Below are 22,094 nucleotides of genomic sequence, written 5' to 3' on the forward strand. Positions count from 1 at the left end.
GGTTAAGTTTTATCACAAAAAACACTTGAGATGCATCTGCAGTATGGATTGTTAAGACAACCCTACACCCTGATGCTTAACAGTGTTTTGCCAGTAGATTACCAGTAAAATCATACAAATGAGTTGATATAAAGAGAAATTTTTAACTGTGTCTCAAATTTTTGAACAAACGATTCAAATTAATGCGACAGCCACAGTAGTGGAGCGATGCATTACAGACCTGACTTTAATGCATCGCTGGCTCAACCCTGCTTTACGCTGTGAACCTTTAGGTCAATGGAATACTGAAATTGGTGGCAAAAGCTTGTTCGTTATTCAAACACCAATTCTCAAACCCACGTTACACAGTACTGTTGTGGAGAGGCAACCCGGTTTAGTTGTCTGGGAATTCCAAGGTTTTTTTGAAGGACGCGATCGCTGGGAATGCCGCCCAGTAGACAAGGGAACGCAACTGCTGAACAGGTTTGAATTTAATATCCCCAACCCTATAGTCAGTTGGGGCTTTAAAGCCTTTGCTGAAAATTGGACAAAAAGTGATATGGAAGCTCAACTCCGTCGTTTGAAACGTGTTGCGGAGGGGTTAGTTGATAGTTGATAGTTGTTAGTTGTTAGTTGTTAGTTGTTAGTGGTTGGTGGTTGGGGGTTGGGGTTGGGGGTTGGTTGTTAGTCGTTAGTAGTTGGTGGTTAGATACAACTATCCACTAACTACTATCCACTATCCACTATCCACTATCCACTATCTCCCCAACTGAGACAGTATGTGCCTGATAATATGAGCATCTCTGGCATTGGGGCTTTGTATCAAGTAAGTCTCCAAGTCCCTTGCTGCTTGAGAAAACTGACCGAGTTCATAACACAAAAGACCGCGATCGCGTAATTCCTGTGCTTGGTCGGGAAAAAGCATCAAAATCCGTTCAACAGATGCCAAAGACTTTTCCAGATTTTGTTGATTGAGGTAAATATATTTCAAATTTTTTAGCATCCGTTCCAAGAATTGCCGCTTGTTGACAATTGGAAAAAATTCTGGTTGTAGCTCTACCTGCTGTTGATACATCTGGCTGAGCAGTTCCCGACAATCTTCAGGAAACATGACGTCACCACCATTAAACACGTCAACAAAAATTTCCATCTCTGGAATGCTAGGTCGAATCAGAAAATGACCGGGCATTCCCACTCCTTCCATAGGAAAATCAATTCTTCTCGCCAATTCCAAGTAAACGAGGGCCAAAGAAATGGGAATGCCCAATCTCCGGTCAATCACGTCATTTAAAAAGCTGTTACGGGGATCGTAGTAGTTCTCTTTGTTACCAGCAAATCCCAGGTCATCGTAGAGATACTGGTTAATCGTTTGAATAATTTTTAGAGGATAGCGTTCTTGGGGTAGGCGTTCTTGCAACTCCAATGCCATTGTCTCCAAAGCATTGAGGTATTCTTCAAGGTCAAGGTAGGGGTACTCTTCTTGTGCAATGTACAAAGCTGCCCTGGCTAAGTCGATGTACTCATCAGGCTGCTGAACTTCTTTGTAAAAATACTGTCGCGCTGACGAGATGTTCATAAGCTGGATGTTAGATTGCAAAACAACAAACTGTCTTGAAAATAGGGCATTGAGCATTGGTCATGGGTTATGGAAAGAAATAATCTGCTATTTTTTCTTTCCATAATCCATTGTATAGCCGAGGCAGGGCATTGCTCTTAAAATTAGACGCCTAAGTGTAACCGTCTGATGAAAAGAGCGCCATACTTGTCTAGTAATGATACACGTTCTGAGTATTTGTGCGTGAAATGCCATGTCTTTAAATAAATTTTATTTAAAGAAAAAAGTTTTTTTTACAAAGTTTTATATCATAAATTTTTACAAAAATGTTGTCAAAGCTTTATCTAGAGAATTTTTCATACATTATTTTCTGTTAGGTGAAATGTAATTATTATATAAATCTCAGTAAATCCTATAGGATACAAACAAATTTTCCATTACTCTGTATACAGTAAAAGGCAGAGAAAACCCTAGTTAAAGATACTTAAATTTTTTCCGAAATCATTTAAGAGGATGTTTGAAAAGTGGTTAGCTGTGATTTTTATTGCATTATTACCCCCCTTAATCCCCCCGATGGATTGGGGGGAAATAAGAGAAATCCGGTTCCCTCCCCAATACATCGGGGAGGGTTAGGGTGGGGTAATAAATATTTGATACATCAATCATAACTTTTCAAACATCGTCTAAGATTCTTAGAATTCTGCTCAAATATTTGCATTGCATACTAGCCGCTATCTTAGTATGCAATTTTTTGCTCATTCAAGTCTGCTTTCTGGAAGTAATCAGGTTAAATATGAAAAGTTACAATTTTGTTGGCCAAACATTAACAGTAATATCTTGCTGTTTGTCAGCTTTAGCTATTTCAACTAGCGCTCAAGCAGCGACTCTCACGCTAGTAGACACAGAATTGTCTTTACTTGTAGATGTATCAAGCAGTATTGATGATAACGAATTTGACCTGCAAAAAAAAGGTTATGTCAATACTTTTTTAAATCCCAATCTTTTCAACGACTTTATATCTAAAGGTCCATTAGGTAAGATTGCTGTTAACATAATCTACTGGTCTAACTCACTGCAGCAGGAAGAAGTTGTAGGATGGACTCTTATCGATAGCGTAGCAGCTTCACAACAATTTGCTAACGCTATTGATGCTACAACACGTCAATTTTTGAGCGTAACTGCTCCTGGTTCTGCGATCGCTTTCGCAACTCCAAAATTCTTTAATAATGATTTTGAAGGAACGAGGCAAGTTATAGATGTATCTGGTGATGGAGCAGAAAACGACGGACAAGATACAGCCACTGTCCGGGATATTGCCCTTGCTCAAGGCATTGACGCTATCAACGGTATTATTGTTGGTAACGATCCTTTGGTGAGAACTTTTTATCAAGAAGAAATTCTTGGTGGTATCAATGGTGATGGTAGCCCTGCTTTTTTGATTGAAGCAGCAACATTTGAGGAGTTCAACAGTGCTATTGACAAGAAGATTAAAGCAGAAATTAAAGTCACTCCTACTACCGTTAACGTAACTCCTACTCCTGTCAAAGCAGCTCCTACTACCGTCCCTGAAGCCTCTTCCATGCTGGGCTTGCTGGCATTAGGTGCTGTCAGCACTGGTTCAATCCTCAAAAGGAACCAGAAACACAAAGAATCTTGAAAAATCTTTGATTTTCAAGTAGGGTAGGCACTGCTAGCCCTGTCAAGGTATGTCAAAACTACAGGTAATTAAGACCTCTGTCCCTCTTAGCTCTGCTTACTCTGCGTCTCGGCGGTTAAAAAACAACCAGAGGCTGGCAGAAAAGTCGGCTGTCAACGTCTAGCTTTCTTAAATCAAAAGGTTAGCAGAGTTTCTAACATAAAACTTGCCATATGTCAATAGATGACACACCAGTAACCTATTTTCGACAACACAGCCAAATTTTTAAGGATAAATTTAAGCCGCAGAGAGGGACTCGTTCAGTGCTAATCTTGAAGATGACATTGGAATATCTTATGTCTTTCTTGACCTTATCTGGAATATAGCTTCAATTAATTAGGCTCAGCATGGTCACCACTGCAGAAAAAACAAACATTGGTTACATTACCCAGGTCATTGGTCCGGTTGTAGATGTTAAATTCCCTGGCGGTAAAATGCCACCAATCTACAACGCTTTGACCATTACAGGCAAAAACGAAGCCGGACAAGACATCTCTGTTACTTGCGAAGTGCAGCAGCTGCTAGGTGACAACCAGGTACGGACTGTTGCTATGAGTTCCACAGATGGCTTAGTCCGTGGAATGGACGTTGTAGATACTGGCGCTCCTATCAGCGTGCCAGTTGGTAAAGCCACGCTGGGTCGAATTTTCAACGTCCTTGGCGAACCTGTAGACAACAAGGGACCCGTAAACACTGAAGAAAAGTCCCCCATTCATCGCTCTGCACCCAAACTCACTGACTTGGAAACCAAGCCATCTGTGTTTGAGACAGGCATCAAAGTTGTTGACCTGCTGACCCCCTATCGTCGCGGTGGTAAAATCGGACTCTTTGGCGGTGCAGGTGTAGGCAAGACCGTCATCATGATGGAATTGATTAACAACATTGCTACAGAACACGGTGGAGTGTCTGTATTCGGCGGTGTGGGCGAGCGCACCCGCGAGGGCAATGACCTGTACAACGAAATGATTGAATCCGGAGTTATCAATAAAGATAACCCCAGCGAATCAAAAATCGCCTTGGTTTACGGTCAGATGAACGAACCACCCGGAGCAAGAATGCGGGTTGGTCTGTCAGCACTCACAATGGCAGAGTACTTCCGAGATGTGAACAAGCAGGACGTACTGCTGTTTATTGACAACATCTTCCGATTTGTGCAAGCTGGTTCGGAAGTATCAGCTCTATTGGGACGTATGCCTTCTGCGGTAGGATATCAGCCGACATTGGGTACTGACGTAGGTGACTTGCAAGAGCGGATTACCTCTACTACTGAAGGATCGATCACCTCAATTCAAGCGGTATACGTACCTGCGGACGACTTAACTGACCCCGCACCCGCTACCACCTTCGCGCACTTGGATGGAACAACAGTACTGTCACGGGGTTTGGCAGCTAAGGGAATTTATCCGGCAGTAGATCCACTGGGTTCTACTTCCACCATGTTGCAACCGGGCATCGTGAGTGACGAACACTACAACACCGCTCGTGCAGTACAGTCTACTCTCCAGCGTTATAAGGAGCTTCAAGACATCATCGCCATTCTTGGTTTGGATGAATTGTCTGAGGATGACCGTCTCACCGTAGCACGTGCGCGGAAAGTAGAACGTTTCTTGTCCCAGCCCTTCTTTGTAGCAGAAGTCTTCACTGGTTCTCCCGGTAAGTACGTGAAGCTCGAAGAAACTATCAAAGGTTTCCAGAGAATTCTCGCCGGCGAATTGGATGACCTACCAGAACAAGCGTTCTACATGGTCGGTAACATCGAAGAAGCGATCGCTAAAGCTGAAAAGCTGAAAGGGTAATTAGTTAGTGGTTAGTGGTTAGTGGTTAGTAGTTAGTAGTTTTAGCAACTAACAACTAACAACTAACAACTAACAACTAACAACTAAACAAAGGACAAAAAACGAATGACTTTGACTGTTCGTGTAATTTCCCCAGATAAAACAGTGTGGGATGCGGCGGCTGAAGAAGTCGTTTTGCCAAGTACCACTGGTCAACTCGGTATTCTTAGCGGACACGCACCACTTCTAACCGCCTTAGATACGGGTGTCATGAGAGTACGTCCCGATCGCAATCAGGGCTGGATCGCTATTGCTCTGTTGGGTGGTTTTGCGGAAGTTGAGCAAGATGAAGTGACAATTCTGGTAAACGCTGCCGAACGTGGTGACTCTATTAATTTAGAGGAAGCCCGGAGTGCTTATGGCGAAGCAGAAACTCGTTTGAATCAGGTACCTCAAGGCGATCGACAAGCTCAAATCCAAGCAACCCAAGCCTACAAACGCGCTCGTGCTCGTTTTCAAGCTGCAGGCGGATTGATTTAATTCACCTAAAAGCCATTTTGGCTCATGTAAGCAGCAAATTGGCTCATGTGGGACGGGCGTCTCGCCCGTTCTGTCATCCCCAGTCACAAAAACTTCCTAAAAATACAATAGAGTGGACAAAGCCCACCAACGTTGAATGATGGGCTTTGTCCACTCTAAGTATGGGTCTTAATATGGAAATCAGGCGCTACCCGTAAAAGTAACTTCAGGAAATTTCGCCTGTGCTTCAGCCATCGGACGATTTCTACCTTCTTCTTGCCAATAGTTAATCACTTCTGTGGCTTTATTAAGTAGTTCTACTCGATCCAGTTCAGTAATCCAGTGTTTGGACTCTAGTTCCTTCTTGAGTTCTTCCCAGGCATCATTTCTTGGCCAGAAAAAGTACTTAGTCAAAGGGCTTGTGCCTTTGCCTACAACTTGATCGACTGCCAATGCAACGTTCTCGTCTAACCACAGTATTTTCAAAAGAAATTTGGACAATGGCACCTCCGGTAAGTCTCCCGGCAATTTACTAACTTTGCGATCGCTTATTCTAACTCAAGATCTACCTGCTTACCAAATAATCATTGGTCAAGTGTCAAGTGTCAAGTGTCAAGTGTCAAGTGTCAAGTGTCATTGGTCACTGGTTAGCAGTTAAAATCTTTCTTATCAAGGTTTGGGTGGGGGAGATCGATAGGTGGAGCTTCTACAAGGTTTTTTCTCAAACAATTTTATTCCTCACGGGCATTGTTATCTTTGGAAACCTGAGTTGGTTTCCTTGCATATACTTTCAGATGTGATTATTGCGCTTTCATATTATTCAATTCCACTCACACTGCTCTACTTTGTCCGTCAAAGACAAGATGTACCGTTCAAAACTATTTTTCTGTTGTTTGGAGCTTTCATTGTTTCCTGTGGTACAACTCATATCATGGAAGTGTGGACGCTTTGGTATCCCACTTACTGGTTATCCGGAGCTATTAAAGCTTTTACTGCTGTAGTCTCTCTTTATACAGCTTTAACTCTAATACCTTTAGTTCCGCAAGCACTTGCTCTCCCCAGCCCAGCTCAACTTGAAGAAGCAAATAGAGCTTTACAAGCAGAAAATGCCGAACGTCAGAAGGCTGAGCAAGAGTTGCGACAGTATAAAGAACATTTAGAAGAATTAGTCAAACAACGTACCACTGAATTAGAACAAACCAATGAACGACTTCACCAAGAAATAGTTCAGCGCCAGCAGTCTCAAGAAAAAATGGCGCAGTTACTTAAAGAAGTAGAAAGTACAAACAAAGAGTTAAACGATTTTGCTTACGTGGTGTCCCACGATTTAAAAGCACCGCTACGGGGAATTAGTTCTTTATCGCAATGGCTGCTAACAGATTATAGCGATCGCCTCGACGAACAGGGTCAAGAGTTTATTCATCTTCTGATAAATCGAGTTCAAAAAATGCACGATCTTATAGAAGGCATTTTACAGTATTCTAGGGTAGGACGTGTCAAAGAAGAGATTAGACAGGTTAATTTAAATCAATTAGTTGCAGATGTTATTGAGCTTCTCGATCCAAGAGAAAATATACGCATAGAGGTGGTTAGTAACCTACCTGTGATTGACTTCGAGAGAACTAAAATAGAACAAGTGTTTCAGAATTTACTCAGTAATGCTATGAAATTTATAGATAAACCACAAGGACAGATTACGATTAACTGTAAAGAAGGTACTGATTACTGGCTATTTAGCGTTACTGATAATGGATTGGGAATTGAAAAGGAGCAGTTTGCCAGAATCTTCCAGATATTTCAAAAAATTTCTCATGACAAAAGCTCTGATAGTACGGGAATTGGATTGGCTTTAGTCAAAAAGATTGTAGAAATGTACAATGGTGAAGTTTGGGTAGAATCTGAGGTTGGAAAAGGCAGTACATTCTTTTTTACCGTGAAAAAACATTTACAACTCAAAGCAGCTTAGTAGCACTTTAGTAGGGTGTTCTGAGGTACAATAATAGATTGAGGATTGAAGAGTGCTAGTTTGACGCGAATCTCTTCTAGGGAGAATCGAAGCGCAAACTTGAACGACGATCTGATGAGATGAAATGTGTGGGTTTTAGCCCACACACAACAGAACGGAAACAAAGCATAGAGGCAAAGCCACTACATCTTTAATTGGATGCAAGTAGGCTTGACTTATGCACTTTTTCTGCACACCCAATTATGCGACAAGATGGCACATTTGGAGCAAGAATTAATGGGTTAATTTTTGTTAAGGAGAGTAGGTAGAACCAAAGCCCACCAAGATGGAACGTGTGGCAGAGCAACTACCTACTTTACTTTACTTAAAGCTTGCAGGTTCCGTCGTTTGGTGGTATTATATTTTCCAAAAAACCTTTTGTTTGCTTAAGAAACTTACAAAGCAAGCAATTATTGAGGTATACAATACTCCTTTCAGAAAACCTGTTAAAGGAGTATTTGTGTGTTGTGAAATAAACATTTCAATTTTTGTTAACTTAAAAATCGGTAAAAGTAGATTGGCGAAGGCTACATAGGCAATCGTGGGATTTTGCCCATTATCAATGAAGAGTTGCAGCAACTTTTGTTGTTTGAGCACATCTAGCAATAGAGTGAAAATAATTAAGAGAAAAAGTGAAATTGATGTTGCGACAAAGTAGTAACTTAAGGTAGAAGGGTCTTTTTTTATACCTCCTTCAAATGGCTCAAAGATTAAGCCTAGAACCAGCCAATAAACGCCCCAGTGAAAAAAAGATGTTAGCAATCTTTCTGTTTCAGATAGTGGATTTTTAAAGAAAAACCAACCGATGAAACAAAAAATTATACTGAGTAATATTGTTTGCTCCACCCATCTGGCTTGTAAACCAACTAGTAGGTTCACACAAATAGCTAACATTAAGATAACAATCCCATAGAAACGCGATCGCGCCCAGGTGACTCGCCTTTCTTCATCCGTATGTGTAACTCCTGCTTGCAGCCATTTTAAAATCAAATCTCCTGCAATAGTTCCCGGAATCACGATAAACAAGTACTTTAAATAATCCAATTGCAACATCCAGGAAATAGATGGTATTGCTAAAAGTGCAGAAATCCAACCCGTTTTAACTGTGGCTGAGAACCTTATAGCTATCAAAAAACCTAGCAATCCCAAACGCAGCAATACATTATTTTTGGTGCATAACCAAGCGATCGCACCAAAAACTGCCATATAGGCTAGAACAACCAAGATAATATCATTTCTCAGAAGAGAAAATTTGTTTCCTTCTGGATATTGCAGGGAAAAAACCAAGATAATTGCCGCCAACCAAGCACCAAAAGTTAACCTTCTTGTGTCCTTTTGAAATTGTTCGTTGACAGACCATCGAACGAACATAAAAAAGAGTAGAAAAAAACCTAACAGAGCTATCCACCAGGTCTGGTCAGTTGGGTTATCATTTATTCTTAAAGGTCTAAAATGTTCAAGAAAAACCGCAAACGCGCCCAACAAAAATCCCCTTTTAAAGATATATATAAGAATTTGCGCGATCGCAAATCCTTGAGACAGGCGATTTGATAATGCTATAGGAATAGCGGCTCCCAGAGAAAACAGGAAAAGTGGAAATACAATATCTACCCAAGTCAATCCAGGTAATTGAGGATTAAAAGCATGAGTTGGTGGTGGTTTTTGAGCATGGTACATCCAAGCGGGTAATATTTCATAACTAATAGTCCCAGATAAAACCATAGCTAAAACAGCAAAGCCACGTAACGCATCCAAAGGCAAGACACGATTTTCACTTTTTCTTATTTTTTGCGGGTTTTGTCTCTTGACATTTTGACTCATTCTTCAGTTGATACATACCTTCAGATTTTCTGATAAGTTCGAGAAATGATGTTCCACGGCTAACAGTGAGTCGGGGAATTTCATAAAACTTTTTTTTACAGGCAAGACTTAATATCTTATCATTATAGAGATAACTCGATAAATAATATTTAGATACATAGGACTTTACCCGTTCATTGTAAGCTCCATAGGGATAAGCAAAATGAGATGCTACTTTTTTCTGTGGATCTAAATCTTTTGTACATTCTCGTAGTTTGGTTTGAGCTTGCACTAGCTCATATACGATTTCCTGAGAACTGAGTTTAGTTAAATTCTGATGGTTCATTCCATGAGATTGAATATCGTAAAAACCGTGCTTTAAGCCCTCTCTTAATTCCTGACATCCTAAATGAGTTAAGGATTTGCTCTTTTGTTTTGGAAAAGTCCCTGGATTAATAAATAAGACGACTTTAATTTTTTGGTTGTATTTTTTCTCTAACTTATAAAGAATAGGGAGTAAATTAGTGTGTATTGTTTTATGCCCGTCATCGATTGACAGCATAATTGGCTTTTTCTTTAAATATTCTTTAGGAATTTTTTTGGCTCTTTTTAAGAAAAAGTCATATAAGTCTTGAGTTGTTAAAAACCAGTAATCATTACGAATTAAGTCTTCTAGAAGTTCCTCTAGGTCTCGCTGCGGGTAATGCAGTGACTCTTCAGGTGAAAAAATCACGGAAGCTTTGTCATCTAAAATACCATGAAAACCCAAAATTGGAATTTCAGCTTCATTTGCTTTAAAGTTGAACTGCGAAAGAAAAATAATGGCTAATAGAGCCAAGCCCAAAGCTATATTTTGATTTTTTAGAAAGAACACTGGAACTAATCTTAAAATAACTCAATAAAACTTAGAACCACCGAGAGAAAGAAGGCTTTATCGGTGCTTGCAAAGTTTTACTGATGATTGACTGTGAATTATAATACAGTTTTTTACGAATTGATGCATAGAAAAAACTCTACCATCTGTGACATTTCTCCTTACCCCCCTTAATCCCCCCTTATAAAGGGGGGAAACAGGAAATTTATTTTCCTCCCCTTTATAAGGGGAGGTTAGGAGGGGTAAAAATAATGTGCAGCTTCATATTAAATTGGTCCGACAGATAATTTGTAATAAGAAATTAACAAAAAAGGCAAAATTCCGATTGGAAGTAACATAAAATAAAATGCATCATGAATACTAACATTGTTGGTAATAAAACCAATTGTTAATACACCAACAGCTATCCCTGCTTCTGAAAAAATCACAATCAGTCCACTCATTGTACCATGGAGTCCTTTAGGTAGATGATTGAGAAGAATTGAACAAATTGTTGGATATATAGAGCCAAAGAATAAACCAACTAAAGAAAAACAGCAAGCTAGTAATACAGTATATTTTTGCACATTCTGATTTTTATCATTGGTCAAAATCAATACAGTTAGTAAAGGAAAGCTATATTTTAGACTTTTTAGAGCTTGGAGATGTAGATAGGGAAAGACAACTGGAAACTAGTATAGTCGAGAATATAACTAAATTCATGTTCGAATTAGGTAAGGGATTTGCCTAAGTTGGCAGACAGTTTAAGTTAGAAGTCTCAGACCAAGAGTTTTACATCGACCTTCTGTTTTACAACTACATTCTGAGAAGATTTATTGTAATTGAGTTAAAGACTACTGATTTTAAGCCTGAGTACATAGGACAGCTCAACTTTTACACAACTGCCATTAACAGACAGGTCAAAAATCCCGAAGATGAAAAAACCATTGGGCTACTTATCTGTCGATGGCGAAGAGAACTGCATTTTACAAGACTCAACCCATCGCATACAGGAGTGTTTATACCCCTAAGCGTACGATGAACTTGTCATCGTCTACTTGTTCATATTTCAAACCTGGTGGAAGCTGTGAATCATCCGTTATTACTACTTTAGTTTTGTCAGTGTTATAGGCAAAATAGATTGATCCTGGAGTAAATAGGTACTCCCCACTCCTCAAATTACGCAGGTTAGCAACAGTTGTTAGTTTGAAATCTGGTGTTGTCTTTAAAGTACCCACAGTTTGGAAGACATCTAAATCATCCTTGGATTCATCAGTGACCGCACCATACCGATCGGATTCAAAACCTTGAAGTGTGAGAGCCAAATTGTCTGGATTATTGGTTGCATCGTGAAACTTGAAACTCGGACTGAGATTATTAAAAAAGTTAACTAATTTAGGCTAAAATTGCTAAGTTTTTTAGGAATTGATTTTTCTCTGAGGGTGTTTTCTAAGGGTAGAAAGCAATAACTTCCCCCTCGCTGTCATCCGCATTAGGTAGCGGGCAAAGGGGGAGTTAGACAACATTATTCTCTTTTAAATCATGAATTCTTAAGTGTTTGAACTTGCTAAAAAAGCACCCGCTACCAAGAAAGAAACAAGCATAAAGCTGGAACGAACTAGGGGCAATTATCAACCTAAGGTGGATAAGTACAAAGAGAGAATTGAATTACTCTTAAAAAATGGCTGCACGGAAGCCACTTTTTGTTGCTAGGTGAAGAAGAGAGGGTTGAAAATTCCTTAGCGTTGTTTTTGTCCCGTTTTCAACTCAAAGGTCTGTATTTGCGGTTTATGACAGTTTTTCTTTCAAAAAAGTTACTATGCGGTTTAGGGCTTCCTGTCCAGCAGCAGTGTCAAGATTAAATTGGTATTCGTGTTCTAGATCTGTTTTTGATGGATATGTTAGTGGTTGTATAATAGGAAAAAAAGTGTCTGTTTCTACTCCTAAGCTATTAAGCTTATCCCTTAATTCTTCCGATTGTGGTTTGAGTGAATCTGCACCGCCGACAGTAATGAATGAAGGTGGGAATTTTTCAGTCACGTAATTGGCGACTGAGAAAGTGTCAAATTCTTGTCTAGTAACAGGATTGAGATATCCTGAATATACAGTCGTTACTGTGTTAACAAAGTGCTTAAAATCCGGAAAGTTACCTCGGGCTTCAATATACTCAGGACTCTCAACAATACTTTTGAGATTAAATCCTCCACAACACAGTACTATACCCTTGATATTGTTGATATTGTCTTCCGGTTTTATGGCAAGTTCTCCAATGTCAAACCCTGTGCCAGCTAAGATGTCATCTTTATAAGAAGAGTTTGTAAATAAGGTTGCCATTTGTGCGGCTATCTGAGAACCTGCTGAATCGCCTGCTAATGCAAGCTTGGTCACATCGATATGAAGGCCTAGAGCGTTATTTAGAAGATACTTAATCGCGTCATTCACCTGTTTCAAGGGTAATGGATATTGAAACTCTGGTGCAATTGAGTAATTTACGCCGACAACCGTCAAATCTGTTGAATAAAGCTCTTTAAACTTTGAAACTAGAATCTTGAGGTAATTCGCTATTTGGCGCTTATCTCCAGAAACCCAACCACCACCATGTACCCATACGAGAGTCGGATATTTTTAATAAAATTCCTGCTAAATCTTGCTAAATAATCCGACTAGAACTTTTTTAGCAGGATTTAAAATCGGTGTAACCCACATGGTTAAGGAATTTTTTTCATTCAAGGGGCGCAAAAATCGCTTACTATAGGGGTGAGGGGGAAAAGTCAAAACATCGCTCACCTGCTAGTGATAGGAATGAGAACAATGAAATTAATAAAGTTTTAGTTACAGAGTCTTTGTAAAAAAATACAACTTCCATAAGATTTTGAATTATTAATTATTGATCGAAAATCAGGATATCTATAAATATTAAATACTCTGGTGATTAGCAAAATAACCATTATTCTATCTCTTATTTCATTCTGACTAATACTTTTTCGAAGCTACGAATCAGCTATATACTGAGATAAAAGTATCAAGAGCCTATCGCCATTCTCAAACCGTAACTTTCGCTAATACAGAGTGAAATAGCGTTACTCACATCTTGCACCAAGGAACTTTGATATAAATTTATTACACAGTACTAAATAAAAACCCTTGATTTAGCTATAAAAACCAGCAAAAATTAGGTATCCTTATCGCGGATATTTTTACATTACCTGGGTTTGTACTGAGAGGTGCAAGATCTGAGGTTACCAACATTCCAGCAGTTGGGAAAGAGGAGAAGGTAAAACAAAGGTTTACCCCTCCTTGACTCTGAACTGAAGGTATTTGCGCTCGCTCTACTCTTTTCAATAAAGTACAGTAATACAATAGACATACCGTACTTTACTATGATAATAATTTCACAGATTGCTGAAAAAATCAATGGTGTGCTGAAAGATGAGCTTTTTATCGTTTTTCTAATTTCGCGACTCGCCCCTCCAATGCATTGACTTGCTGCTTCAGTTCTACAACCAAAGTAGCAAGTCTATCAAATATGCGATCGCGATCTTCTGGTGGAAGGGTTCTTCTGGCTTGCGATGACGTTGATGGAGTTTTGGGTGTACTTACAGGAGGTACGCGACGATTTTGACTGAGTAGCGATTCTATACGGATAACTCTAGTTTCCAAACGGCTCAAATCCGCTTCCAAATTAGAAACACGGGAATCATACTGCTGGGATGATACGGTGTTTGACAGTATTCCACCCCAGAGGAGAATTCCTAATAACAGTGCCGATACTACCAGCCAGAAGCGTTTCATGAATTTCAATCGGGTTTTAGTTGAGAAAAGAGACTTTGCCAGTCGATATAACTAACAATCTTTTCTCCCTCTTTTACCTCAAATGTAACATTGCAGGCTTGACTTTGTTGCAATGATTCTACACAAAGTTTAGCAACATCCTCACGGCTGACTTTTCCTTTGATGTTATCGCCTTGGGCGACGATCAACTCTTTGCCTCCTGGTTCCTCAGTTAAGGCGCATGGTCTAACAATCGTGTAAGGAATTCCACTTTGTCTTAAACTCTCTTCTCCTTTTAACTTCCAAGTTAAAATTCCTCCGAGTTGGTCATTTAATCTAACGGCGGGTGGTTCCTCATCTAAATTAATTCCCGGTCTTCCGGGACGAGTCACACCTGCTGAACTAACAAGGACAAACTGTGGTAAAATTTGCTTACCATAAGCTTTGATTGATTCTACTTGTAGAGAAAAACCCCCCGGTGCAAATTTGGGGTTTAATCCGCCATCGTATTCAAACTTGCTCAGCATGAGTTGAAATGAGCAAATTTTACTAGTATCAATGGGTTGGTAGTCTTTGAGTGTTTTGGCTCGAAAAACTGCGATCGCATCTGCAAAAGGAATGCGAACATTCATCCAGGTGTTGGCTTCGGTGTCAAAAGAATAGCTGTAAGCAACACCATCCCATTGTGTCTCGGTACGCAGGAGGAATTTATAGCGTTTTCCATCACCTCTGAGGCGCAACTCTATACCTTCACAGCCAGATAAGTTAAAACCGGGAGTAAAATTTTTAGTTCTCACAGAAGCAAATCCCCCTGAGTTGGCGGTGGAAACGTAGCCACAAAATAGGGCTGTACCTTCTACCAGTTGAATATTGCTTTGACTAACTCCACCCATGACGACATCATCCACTGCACCCCAAGTTTCTTTAAGTTCTGTCGATGGATTTGTAAAATCAAATAATACTCGTTCCCCTGCTTTTGGCAAATATTTTGCTACAACTTCTACCAAGTTTTTCACACCTTGGTATTCAACGTTTTCTGGGGTATCGCCAACAATTTCAGGTTGGTAAAATTTCACACCTTGGTAGTATTTAGCACGTTCTGGGCTATCTCCTTCTACAGGCTGGACGCGCACTGCAGTGCAGCAAATGACAGCTTGGATGTTAGCTGCGATCAAAGGAGTGAGAGTTTCGGGCTTTGTAATATCCGCAACAACTAATTCCGAGTCATTGCCAAGAAGCGATCGCGCTTTGTCTATATCTCGGACTAGCGATCGTACTTTATAACCCCGTTGGAGGAGTTGTCCCACCACACGTTTTCCCAAACCACCCGTTGCACCAGCGACCAGTATAACGCCCACTTGTTTTGCTCCATCAAGTCTGTCTTTATTATGAAGGCGACCTTGGAATAAATCTTGTAGCCAGTTAAGAAAAGGAAAAACCTCAAAGTAGGTCAAAGTTTCAAGAAATCTGCCTAAGTCCCACTGCGAGCGATTGTTATCAGCCATATTCCAAGAACTCAAATAGGAGATGATGCATCCCAAGGATACAATACTCAATTGCTTATGACATCATCCAATGGCTGAGAACGCAGACTGCTCTGCGGAGCTTTGCTAGATGCAAAGGCATATTAATGTTAAACAGAGTGCAGTTTTGGCTAATTGGGAGTACATTGGGAATACAAGAAGTGTAACAGGAAAAAATCATGTTTCAGAAAGCAGCCGCCACCCAAAAAGAAACGCGGCTTTCCATTCGGGCAACAGAGTCGGAAAAGGCGATACTGGCACAAGCGGCACGAGTGCGGCGCACCAATGTCAGCCAGTTTGTACTACAAGCATCGCTTGACGCCGCGAATGCTATTGTTGTGAATCAAACCGAGTTTCGCTTGGCACCTGACCAATGGGAAGCTTTCTGCGAACGTCTTGACGCGCCACCGAAAGTCATTCCAGAGTTGCAGCAACTGTTTAGCGAACCGGAACTATTCTAATGGCAGGCGAGTCGTTAAACGCACCTATCCTGCTGACCAAGAGTCACGAAATCGAGGGTTTCGATTGTGGTAAGCCGCCGCTTAATCATTTCCTCATGAAGTACGCCCTGCAAAATCAGGCAAGCGGCGGAGCCAGAACCTACGTCCTGACACGCGCCCAACGGGTGATTGGCTATTACAGCCTTGCGCCTGCGTCCGTAGCACCGGAGGACGCTCCCGCCCGTGTCATCAAAGGGCAGGGACGTTATCCCGTGCCAGTTATCCTTATGGCGCGGTTTGCGGTGGACAGTAGCGAACAGGGGAAAGGCTTAGGCAAAGCCATGTTTCGCAACGCACTAAGCCGCGCCCTGGCTGGGTCGGAAATCATTGGCGGACGCGCTTTTCTTGTCCATGCCAAAGATGAGGAAGCCCGCGCCTTTTACCTTAAATTCGGCATGGAAGAATCCTCAACCAATCCCCTGCACCTGCTTTTCCTTTTCAAGGACATTCGGCAATCCCTCGAAGCAACAGAATAAATTTTCAGTGCTGTCACGGCTTCGAGTCATCCTTTCCGAACACTCTGGATTTCAATACTTTCCAAGTGGCTTACCTTTGATAGAACCTCAACGCCAAGACATTAACGAACAGTTGTGGAGCCAAAACTGGGACATCCTATTTTTCGCCGATCGCAGTCAGACTGAGAAAGATAGCGGTCAAATATATATCAATCAAACGGATAGTTTAACAATAGAAGAACTTAAGTATGCATTAAGAATTGTAGGTTGGGTTGAGGCGAAAGCGAAACCCAACAATGTCGCCAAAATGTTGGCTTTCGTTCCTCAACCCAACCTACACCTAAATTCATCAAAGTCCTTGAAAATTAGGGTTAAGCTTGACGATGACAATTTATAAATAGTAGAGGCACACCCGCTAACACCACAGCTACTCCCATCATGCCGCCGATACCAGTATATGCGAGGCTAGAGTAAAGTAAGTAACCACATAAAAAGCAAAACAAGAGAGGCGTCAGGGGATAAAAAGGAACTTGAAATGGTCTTTCTCGCTCTGGTTCCCGCACTCTCAAAACTAACAGTGACAAACTACTCAGTAAAAAAAAGAACCAAAAGATGGGAGCAGTATAATCTACCATTGTTTCAAAGCCTCTGCGCGTTACAGTTCCCAACACCACTAAAAAAAGTGTGCTGACAGCTTGCACGAGCAAAGCATTTGTCAGAGTATTTGAAGGGCTTTTCCCACCTCCCATGAAGGAAAATATGGCAAAATCTTGTCCCAGCGCGTAGTTGGTACGAGCACCTGTAAAAATTGTGGCGTTGATGGCACTTAAGCTGGCAATGGCAATGAGAAAGCTGATAAACACGGCACCAGGTTTGCCAAAAGCCCGATACATCAAGTCTGCGGCTACAGCTTTTGATAACGCCATCCCTTCTAGCCCCAATCCAAGAATGTAAGCTAGGTTGATAAGTAAGTAAATGACTGTAATAATGCTAAGGCTCCAGAGAAGCGATCGCACCATGTTCTGTTTCACGTTTCGTAACTCTGCGGAAATGTAAGCGGCTTCGTTCCAACCACCGTAAGACAGCAACACAAAAACCATTGCCAAACCAAAATTTCCTTGTGATGATGGCGGAGTAGACATTGCAGGCGGTGCAGTAACAATCAAACCAGTGAGAACAACAAGCAGTAAACCGATGACTTGAGCAACACTCAACCAATTTTGTGCTGATTTACCTTGTTGGATACCAAGAATATTCACAGCAGTGAAGACGATAATAACACCCGCAGCATAAATAGATGGCGAATAATCGCCCAGCCTCCACAACTGTGATGCATAATCCCCAAACACAAATGCCAAAAGAGCGATGGAACCAGTTTGAACAACCGCTAATCGCGCCCAAGCAAATAAAAACGCCCAGTTTTTACCAAAAGCACGCATGAGGTAATAATAATTACCACCACTATGAGGGTAAGTTATCGCCAGATCGGCGTAACATAAAGCCCCAACTAATGACATGACACCACCTAGCAGCCAAACCAACATCACCATGACAGGGCTTGGGATATTGCCAGCAACAAGAGATGGTGTCTCAAAAATGCCTGCACCGATAACAATGCCAACAATCAGAGCGATTGCATCTCTTAAAGAAAGCATTTTTTTAGGAGATGCTTTGCCTGCAATTGCAAGATTAGGTAAAGGATAGTTCCGATGTTTGCTCACGTTGACATTATCCCAGTTGTTAGTATAAATACCAACTATTATTGTTAGAAGTGAGGACAATTTGAACTACCCGCCCAAGGAAGATAACTTTTTTATTTCCCTATAAAATAAAATTGTCTTAGAAATTGTAACCAACTCCTAATAGCAGCCCTACATCAGTATCGTCTCCAAAATACACAGATTTAAGGAATTGGGATAACTTAACGTGATGAACCACAACCCAAACAGCGCATACAAACCAAAAAAGCTGCTAAAACTGAAACAGTTTCAACAAGCAATTGAATTGACAAGGGGGATAGAGCAAATCCCCAAACTAGACAAATAACTCCAGCTACCAAGGCTGCTATGCGGTTAATCTCATCTTTAGTACTTAAACCTAAGAAAAAAATCCCTAAACCAATTATTAGTAAGACTATGCCAGTCATAAGTATACTTGTTACCTGTGTATGCAAATTTTAGAGTAGTCGTACCCAAGAAGCAAACAATTCTCAACTTTCATGAGGAGCGATTTCATCCCAATCATATGCCGTGTAACGAGCAAGGGCTACTACGTAAGGGTTCCATTGGCGGCGCAGAGAAATGTACAAAGAGACACCAGCCTCGAAATCATCTGCTGTCTCTATTCCTTCAGCTTTCATTCGTTCTACCGCATGATAGTAGCGCTTGCGCCATGTTTGCTCTAGAGAGTCATTATTTTTTAAACGATTTTTTGGCAAAAATAAGCTAGATAACTCAACAAGCAATTGTAAACCGCCACCCCACAATTCTTCTACAGCTGTAGAATGCGTAACTGAACGATATTTTTTGGTATTCAATGCACTTTTAATTAAAGTGGCTGTATCCATTGCCAAAAGTAGCACGCGTGGCAAGGCATAATAGCATTGGCGAAACCGGAAATAGAGCAATGCTGGGTAAGAATGTTGTGATTCTAGCAAGTCTATTAAGTCCCTTGCCATGTTAGAAATATCTTGTCGTATGCCACTCAGTTCACCACTAGCACCAAGTCTCGCTAGCATTTCTGCTGCATCTGCCGTAGCAGCACTGCGGTGGTATAAACTCAAAGCAAACGTGTGGCGTCTTGTAATTGCACTGTACACTGAGAGTAAGTAAGTAATCGTTAAAGTAAAAACAGAAAAGCCAAGAGCTGCTTCCAATATCATCAGCAGTCGTTGGAAGTCTGTTTCTGGCGTCAAGTCCCCTGTTCCCAGTGTTGTTAGTGAAAAGCCACTGTAGTAAAGCGCTGATATAAAATCAGTTTTTGTCTGCCCATCACTCGATTGTATAGACCAACCCAACTCAGTCCAAACAATTAGGGCAAACCCATAAAGCAGCAAGCCCAACCATACTACAACAGTTGCAATCATCAATATAGGACCGCTATGAGTGAGCACTCTTTCGTCTTTAAAGGGCATTATACGTGCAATTAACCGGAAGAGCCACCACATTCCTTTTCCAAGTTGCAAACTGAGTACGCTGCTACCAAGGCGAGGGAACAAGACAGTTAGGTAAATATCCAAAAGCGATAAAACTATCAGTCCTACACCTACCAATTGCACTAACAATTTCATTCGTTAATACCAATTTTCGATAAATGATAAATTTTCTACAGTGTTGTTCATCAACTAAGTACTAACAAGCACTGTATGCACTTGGCTAAAATTTTTACTTCTTTAGCCTTCAAAGCTGTTATTATAGTAGCCTATCTCATATCTTGCACCGTCATCTTATTACTAAAATCAAAAGCCAAAAAGCTTATTCTTTCGTAGGATGGGCACTGCCCACCAGCCCTTATTGAGAAGGTGCAAGATGCCAGGGCGCATTCGCGCCACGCACACGGTTCAGGGCTGGCTCCCCAACCTACGTAATTTCGTATTTTTATGCAAAACCTACGCAGTATTGGAAGTTGTGCTGTAGTAAAAATTCTAGCTAAAATCTAAGTAGATTAATGACTTTAGATAGAGGGTATTTTTGAGATTCTCCCTAGAATAATTTATAGGCATATCCATAATAAAAAGGTGCGATGAATTTTCAAGGAGCGGTATCGGCAGCGTGGACAAAGGTGCAAGGGATGATTAATAGTTCTATCATCATGCTGCCTAATATTGTATTAGCCTTAATCGTTTTTGTTTTATTTTGCTTCCTGGCTAGGACGGTTCGGTTTTTAGTCAGACGCGTTACCCGAAGGTATCGGAATGCAAGGAATCTGGGGCTTGTTCTGGGACGTGTATCTCAGGGGGCTATTATCTTAGTGGGTCTCTTCGTAGCTTTATCGATTGTCATTCCAACATTTCAGGCAGGAGATTTAGTTCAACTTTTAGGGATTAGTGGGGTAGCGATTGGTTTTGCTTTCCGTGATATCTTGCAAAACTTTTTGGCTGGTATCTTAATACTTTTGACAGAACCGTTCCAAATCCATGACCAAATTGTTTTTAAAGACTTTGAGGGAACAGTAGAAAGTATTCAGACACGGGCCACAACTATCCGAACCTACGATGGTCGTCGCATCGTTATTCCCAATGCGGAACTGTTTACAAATTCAATCACTGTCAATACCGCCTTTGATAACCGTCGCTTGGAGTATGACGTTGGTATTGGTTACGGTGACAGCATTGAACGGGCAAAGGAATTGATACTCGAAGCAATGCATAGTGTGGATGTAGTCTTGAAAGATCCATCTCCTGACGTACTCGTCATGGAACTGGATGAAAGTACGGTAAATCTTCGTGCTCGGTGGTGGATTGCTCCACCCCGAAGAGCAGATAGTCTTGATTCACGGGATAAAGTTCTGACTGCTATCAAGAATAAGCTGACAGCCAACGGTATTGACTTACCCTTCCCCACCACACAAATATTGTTCCACGACCAAACTGAGGAAACAGATGGCGATCGCACTTGTCAACGTGAAGGATGGCCCGCAGGAAAAGGTCAAGTGCCAAAACCGCGTAGAATCAGCGATTCCTTGAAACTGCTTGCCCAAATGCGATCGCATGGCAATGGAAAGCAAGTCAATGACGGTGATACTGAAAAACTGTAGGTTGGCGGGGGAGTGCTTCATTTATCCACAATAGGAAGACCGTTAGTATCCACATCAAGCTCTTCACGTCGAACAGTTTCTTGCGCTTGAACTGTATCACGTTCTACAACTTTCTTGACTCGGACTTCTTCCCGCACAACAGCTTCTTTGCGAATATCAGGCGTTTCTTCGTAAATTTCCATCCGGGCTACTTCGCCGTCACGAAAAGCATCACTCGCATTGCTTGCTCGCGCATTTGTAGGATTTGTACGCTCAATCACGACTCGCTCTTTTTCAACGGGTACTGCAACACGAGCAGTGTCAGTTTCTAAATGTTTGCCAATTGTGACTTCCCCAGCCTTACGACGTTGCTTGTTAGCAATCAATCGTTCTTCATACAGTTTTAAGCTGCGATCATCTCGGTCATCAATATTGTATAATGATGGTTCTTCCTCGTAGTTGTAAGTACTGCGATCGTATGTATTTGCTTGAGTCATGCTAGGAGTAGCAGCCGAGCCACGATACACATCACGGACTTGCTCTTCATAGCCGTAATCAACCTTTTCTAGATTATCAAAACTAGGTAAGTTTTCTACTTGCTTTCTAGTCAAATTGCTGACCTTAATTCTTTTCTCAGTGTAACGAATATCAGCAAGACCAACGGGTAGTAAAACTTTTTTACCAAAAATCCATAAACCCGTGTCTACTACAAAATAGCGAAATTTTCCGGTTTTTTCATCCACTAAAATACTATCAATGGAGCCAGCTTTGTCATTGTTTTGGGCATAAACTTCAAAGCCATTTATGTCATATCTATCAGAGAAATCTGTGCGATAGTCGGAGTAGAATTCTTCTAATTTTACAAGTGTCATTTGATTTTCCTCTCAACCTTCTATCTTTTACATTCAATGTTAAATACTTTTAGCCAA

The 22,094-nt window shown here is 41.0% G+C and carries 20 protein-coding genes and 2 pseudogenes; 9 read left to right on the plus strand and 13 right to left on the minus strand.

Features of this window, described 5'->3' with window-relative positions:
- The first annotated feature begins 148 nt into the window (after positions 1 to 148).
- Complete coding sequence (locus tag F7734_RS08125; protein WP_166481788.1) at positions 149 to 595, plus strand: SRPBCC family protein; 447 nt, start codon at positions 149 to 151, stop codon at positions 593 to 595.
- 141 nt (positions 596 to 736) lie between these two features.
- On the opposite strand, the gene F7734_RS08130 is transcribed toward F7734_RS08125, so the two are convergent.
- A complete protein-coding gene (locus tag F7734_RS08130; protein WP_155744193.1) occupies positions 737 to 1,555 on the minus strand; it encodes a SirB1 family protein in 819 nt (272 codons plus the stop codon).
- Between the two features lie 772 nt (positions 1,556 to 2,327).
- Between F7734_RS08130 and F7734_RS08135 the strand changes: the two genes are divergently transcribed.
- From F7734_RS08135 to atpC, 3 genes are all read left to right on the plus strand, one after another.
- Positions 2,328 to 3,191 carry a DUF1194 domain-containing protein gene (locus F7734_RS08135; protein WP_155744194.1) on the plus strand — a complete coding sequence of 288 codons (864 nt, stop codon included), beginning with the start codon at positions 2,328 to 2,330 and terminating at the stop codon, positions 3,189 to 3,191.
- 386 nt (positions 3,192 to 3,577) lie between these two features.
- Entirely contained in the window at positions 3,578 to 5,026 is a 1,449-nt protein-coding gene (gene atpD, locus F7734_RS08140; RefSeq protein WP_155744195.1) for a F0F1 ATP synthase subunit beta, read from the plus strand.
- Between the two features lie 105 nt (positions 5,027 to 5,131).
- A complete protein-coding gene (gene atpC / locus F7734_RS08145) occupies positions 5,132 to 5,545 on the plus strand; it encodes an ATP synthase F1 subunit epsilon (protein ID WP_155744196.1) in 414 nt (137 codons plus the stop codon).
- A 180-nt stretch (positions 5,546 to 5,725) separates the two neighbouring features.
- Here the strand turns inward: atpC and F7734_RS08150 are convergent, their stop codons facing one another.
- Positions 5,726 to 6,031 carry a 30S ribosomal protein PSRP-3 gene (locus F7734_RS08150; protein WP_347566147.1) on the minus strand — a complete coding sequence of 102 codons (306 nt, stop codon included), beginning with the start codon at positions 6,029 to 6,031 and terminating at the stop codon, positions 5,726 to 5,728.
- 190 nt (positions 6,032 to 6,221) lie between these two features.
- Between F7734_RS08150 and F7734_RS08155 the strand changes: the two genes are divergently transcribed.
- On the plus strand, positions 6,222 to 7,490 hold the full coding sequence (locus F7734_RS08155) for an ATP-binding protein (RefSeq protein WP_166481789.1): 1,269 nt from the start codon (positions 6,222 to 6,224) through the stop codon (positions 7,488 to 7,490).
- 396 nt (positions 7,491 to 7,886) lie between these two features.
- Here the strand turns inward: F7734_RS08155 and F7734_RS08160 are convergent, their stop codons facing one another.
- The 7 genes and pseudogenes from F7734_RS08160 to F7734_RS08200 form a co-directional block, all read right to left on the minus strand.
- Positions 7,887 to 9,350 (minus strand): DUF5009 domain-containing protein, encoded by a 1,464-nt coding sequence (locus tag F7734_RS08160; protein ID WP_155744198.1) that lies wholly within the window; start codon positions 9,348 to 9,350, stop codon positions 7,887 to 7,889.
- Entirely contained in the window at positions 9,301 to 10,203 is a 903-nt protein-coding gene (locus tag F7734_RS08165) for a polysaccharide deacetylase family protein (RefSeq protein ID WP_166481790.1), read from the minus strand. The genes F7734_RS08160 and F7734_RS08165 overlap by 50 nt, the downstream gene beginning before the upstream one ends.
- Before the next feature lie 266 nt (positions 10,204 to 10,469).
- Entirely contained in the window at positions 10,470 to 10,793 is a 324-nt protein-coding gene (locus F7734_RS08170; protein ID WP_155744199.1) for a hypothetical protein, read from the minus strand.
- Between the two features lie 408 nt (positions 10,794 to 11,201).
- Positions 11,202 to 11,531: pseudogene (locus F7734_RS08185) on the minus strand (hypothetical protein); the annotation flags it as partial.
- 439 nt (positions 11,532 to 11,970) lie between these two features.
- A pseudogene (locus tag F7734_RS08190) lies at positions 11,971 to 12,795 on the minus strand (alpha/beta hydrolase fold domain-containing protein); the annotation flags it as partial.
- A gap of 825 nt (positions 12,796 to 13,620) precedes the next feature.
- The gene (locus F7734_RS08195) at positions 13,621 to 13,974 is read right to left on the minus strand and encodes a hypothetical protein (protein ID WP_155744202.1); all 354 of its coding nucleotides are present in this window, start codon (positions 13,972 to 13,974) and stop codon (positions 13,621 to 13,623) included.
- Between the two features lie 5 nt (positions 13,975 to 13,979).
- Complete coding sequence (locus F7734_RS08200) at positions 13,980 to 15,458, minus strand: CIA30 family protein (protein WP_155744203.1); 1,479 nt, start codon at positions 15,456 to 15,458, stop codon at positions 13,980 to 13,982.
- A 197-nt stretch (positions 15,459 to 15,655) separates the two neighbouring features.
- Between F7734_RS08200 and F7734_RS08205 the strand changes: the two genes are divergently transcribed.
- From F7734_RS08205 to F7734_RS08215, 3 genes are read left to right on the plus strand one after another with little or no spacing between them, the layout of a single operon-like run.
- Positions 15,656 to 15,937 (plus strand): DUF1778 domain-containing protein, encoded by a 282-nt coding sequence (locus F7734_RS08205; protein WP_155744204.1) that lies wholly within the window; start codon positions 15,656 to 15,658, stop codon positions 15,935 to 15,937.
- Complete coding sequence (locus tag F7734_RS08210) at positions 15,937 to 16,452, plus strand: GNAT family N-acetyltransferase (protein WP_155744205.1); 516 nt, start codon at positions 15,937 to 15,939, stop codon at positions 16,450 to 16,452. Before F7734_RS08205 ends, F7734_RS08210 begins: the two co-directional genes overlap by 1 nt.
- A gap of 7 nt (positions 16,453 to 16,459) precedes the next feature.
- Complete coding sequence (locus F7734_RS08215; protein ID WP_155744206.1) at positions 16,460 to 16,828, plus strand: hypothetical protein; 369 nt, start codon at positions 16,460 to 16,462, stop codon at positions 16,826 to 16,828.
- Here F7734_RS08215 and F7734_RS08220 read toward each other — a convergent pair.
- The 3 genes from F7734_RS08220 to F7734_RS08230 form a co-directional block, all read right to left on the minus strand.
- Entirely contained in the window at positions 16,803 to 18,086 is a 1,284-nt protein-coding gene (locus F7734_RS08220; protein WP_155744222.1) for an amino acid permease, read from the minus strand. The genes F7734_RS08215 and F7734_RS08220 overlap by 26 nt on opposite strands.
- A 266-nt stretch (positions 18,087 to 18,352) precedes the next feature.
- The gene (locus F7734_RS08225; protein ID WP_155744207.1) at positions 18,353 to 18,577 is read right to left on the minus strand and encodes a hypothetical protein; all 225 of its coding nucleotides are present in this window, start codon (positions 18,575 to 18,577) and stop codon (positions 18,353 to 18,355) included.
- Positions 18,578 to 18,640: 63 nt separating this feature from the next.
- A complete protein-coding gene (locus tag F7734_RS08230) occupies positions 18,641 to 19,720 on the minus strand; it encodes a potassium channel family protein (protein WP_155744208.1) in 1,080 nt (359 codons plus the stop codon).
- 452 nt (positions 19,721 to 20,172) lie between these two features.
- Between F7734_RS08230 and F7734_RS08235 the strand changes: the two genes are divergently transcribed.
- Entirely contained in the window at positions 20,173 to 21,186 is a 1,014-nt protein-coding gene (locus F7734_RS08235) for a mechanosensitive ion channel family protein (protein WP_155744209.1), read from the plus strand.
- 17 nt (positions 21,187 to 21,203) lie between these two features.
- Here the strand turns inward: F7734_RS08235 and F7734_RS08240 are convergent, their stop codons facing one another.
- The gene (locus tag F7734_RS08240; RefSeq protein ID WP_155744210.1) at positions 21,204 to 22,037 is read right to left on the minus strand and encodes a DUF2382 domain-containing protein; all 834 of its coding nucleotides are present in this window, start codon (positions 22,035 to 22,037) and stop codon (positions 21,204 to 21,206) included.
- Positions 22,038 to 22,094: the final 57 nt, after the last annotated feature.

This window comes from Scytonema sp. UIC 10036 (genome assembly GCF_009725235.1).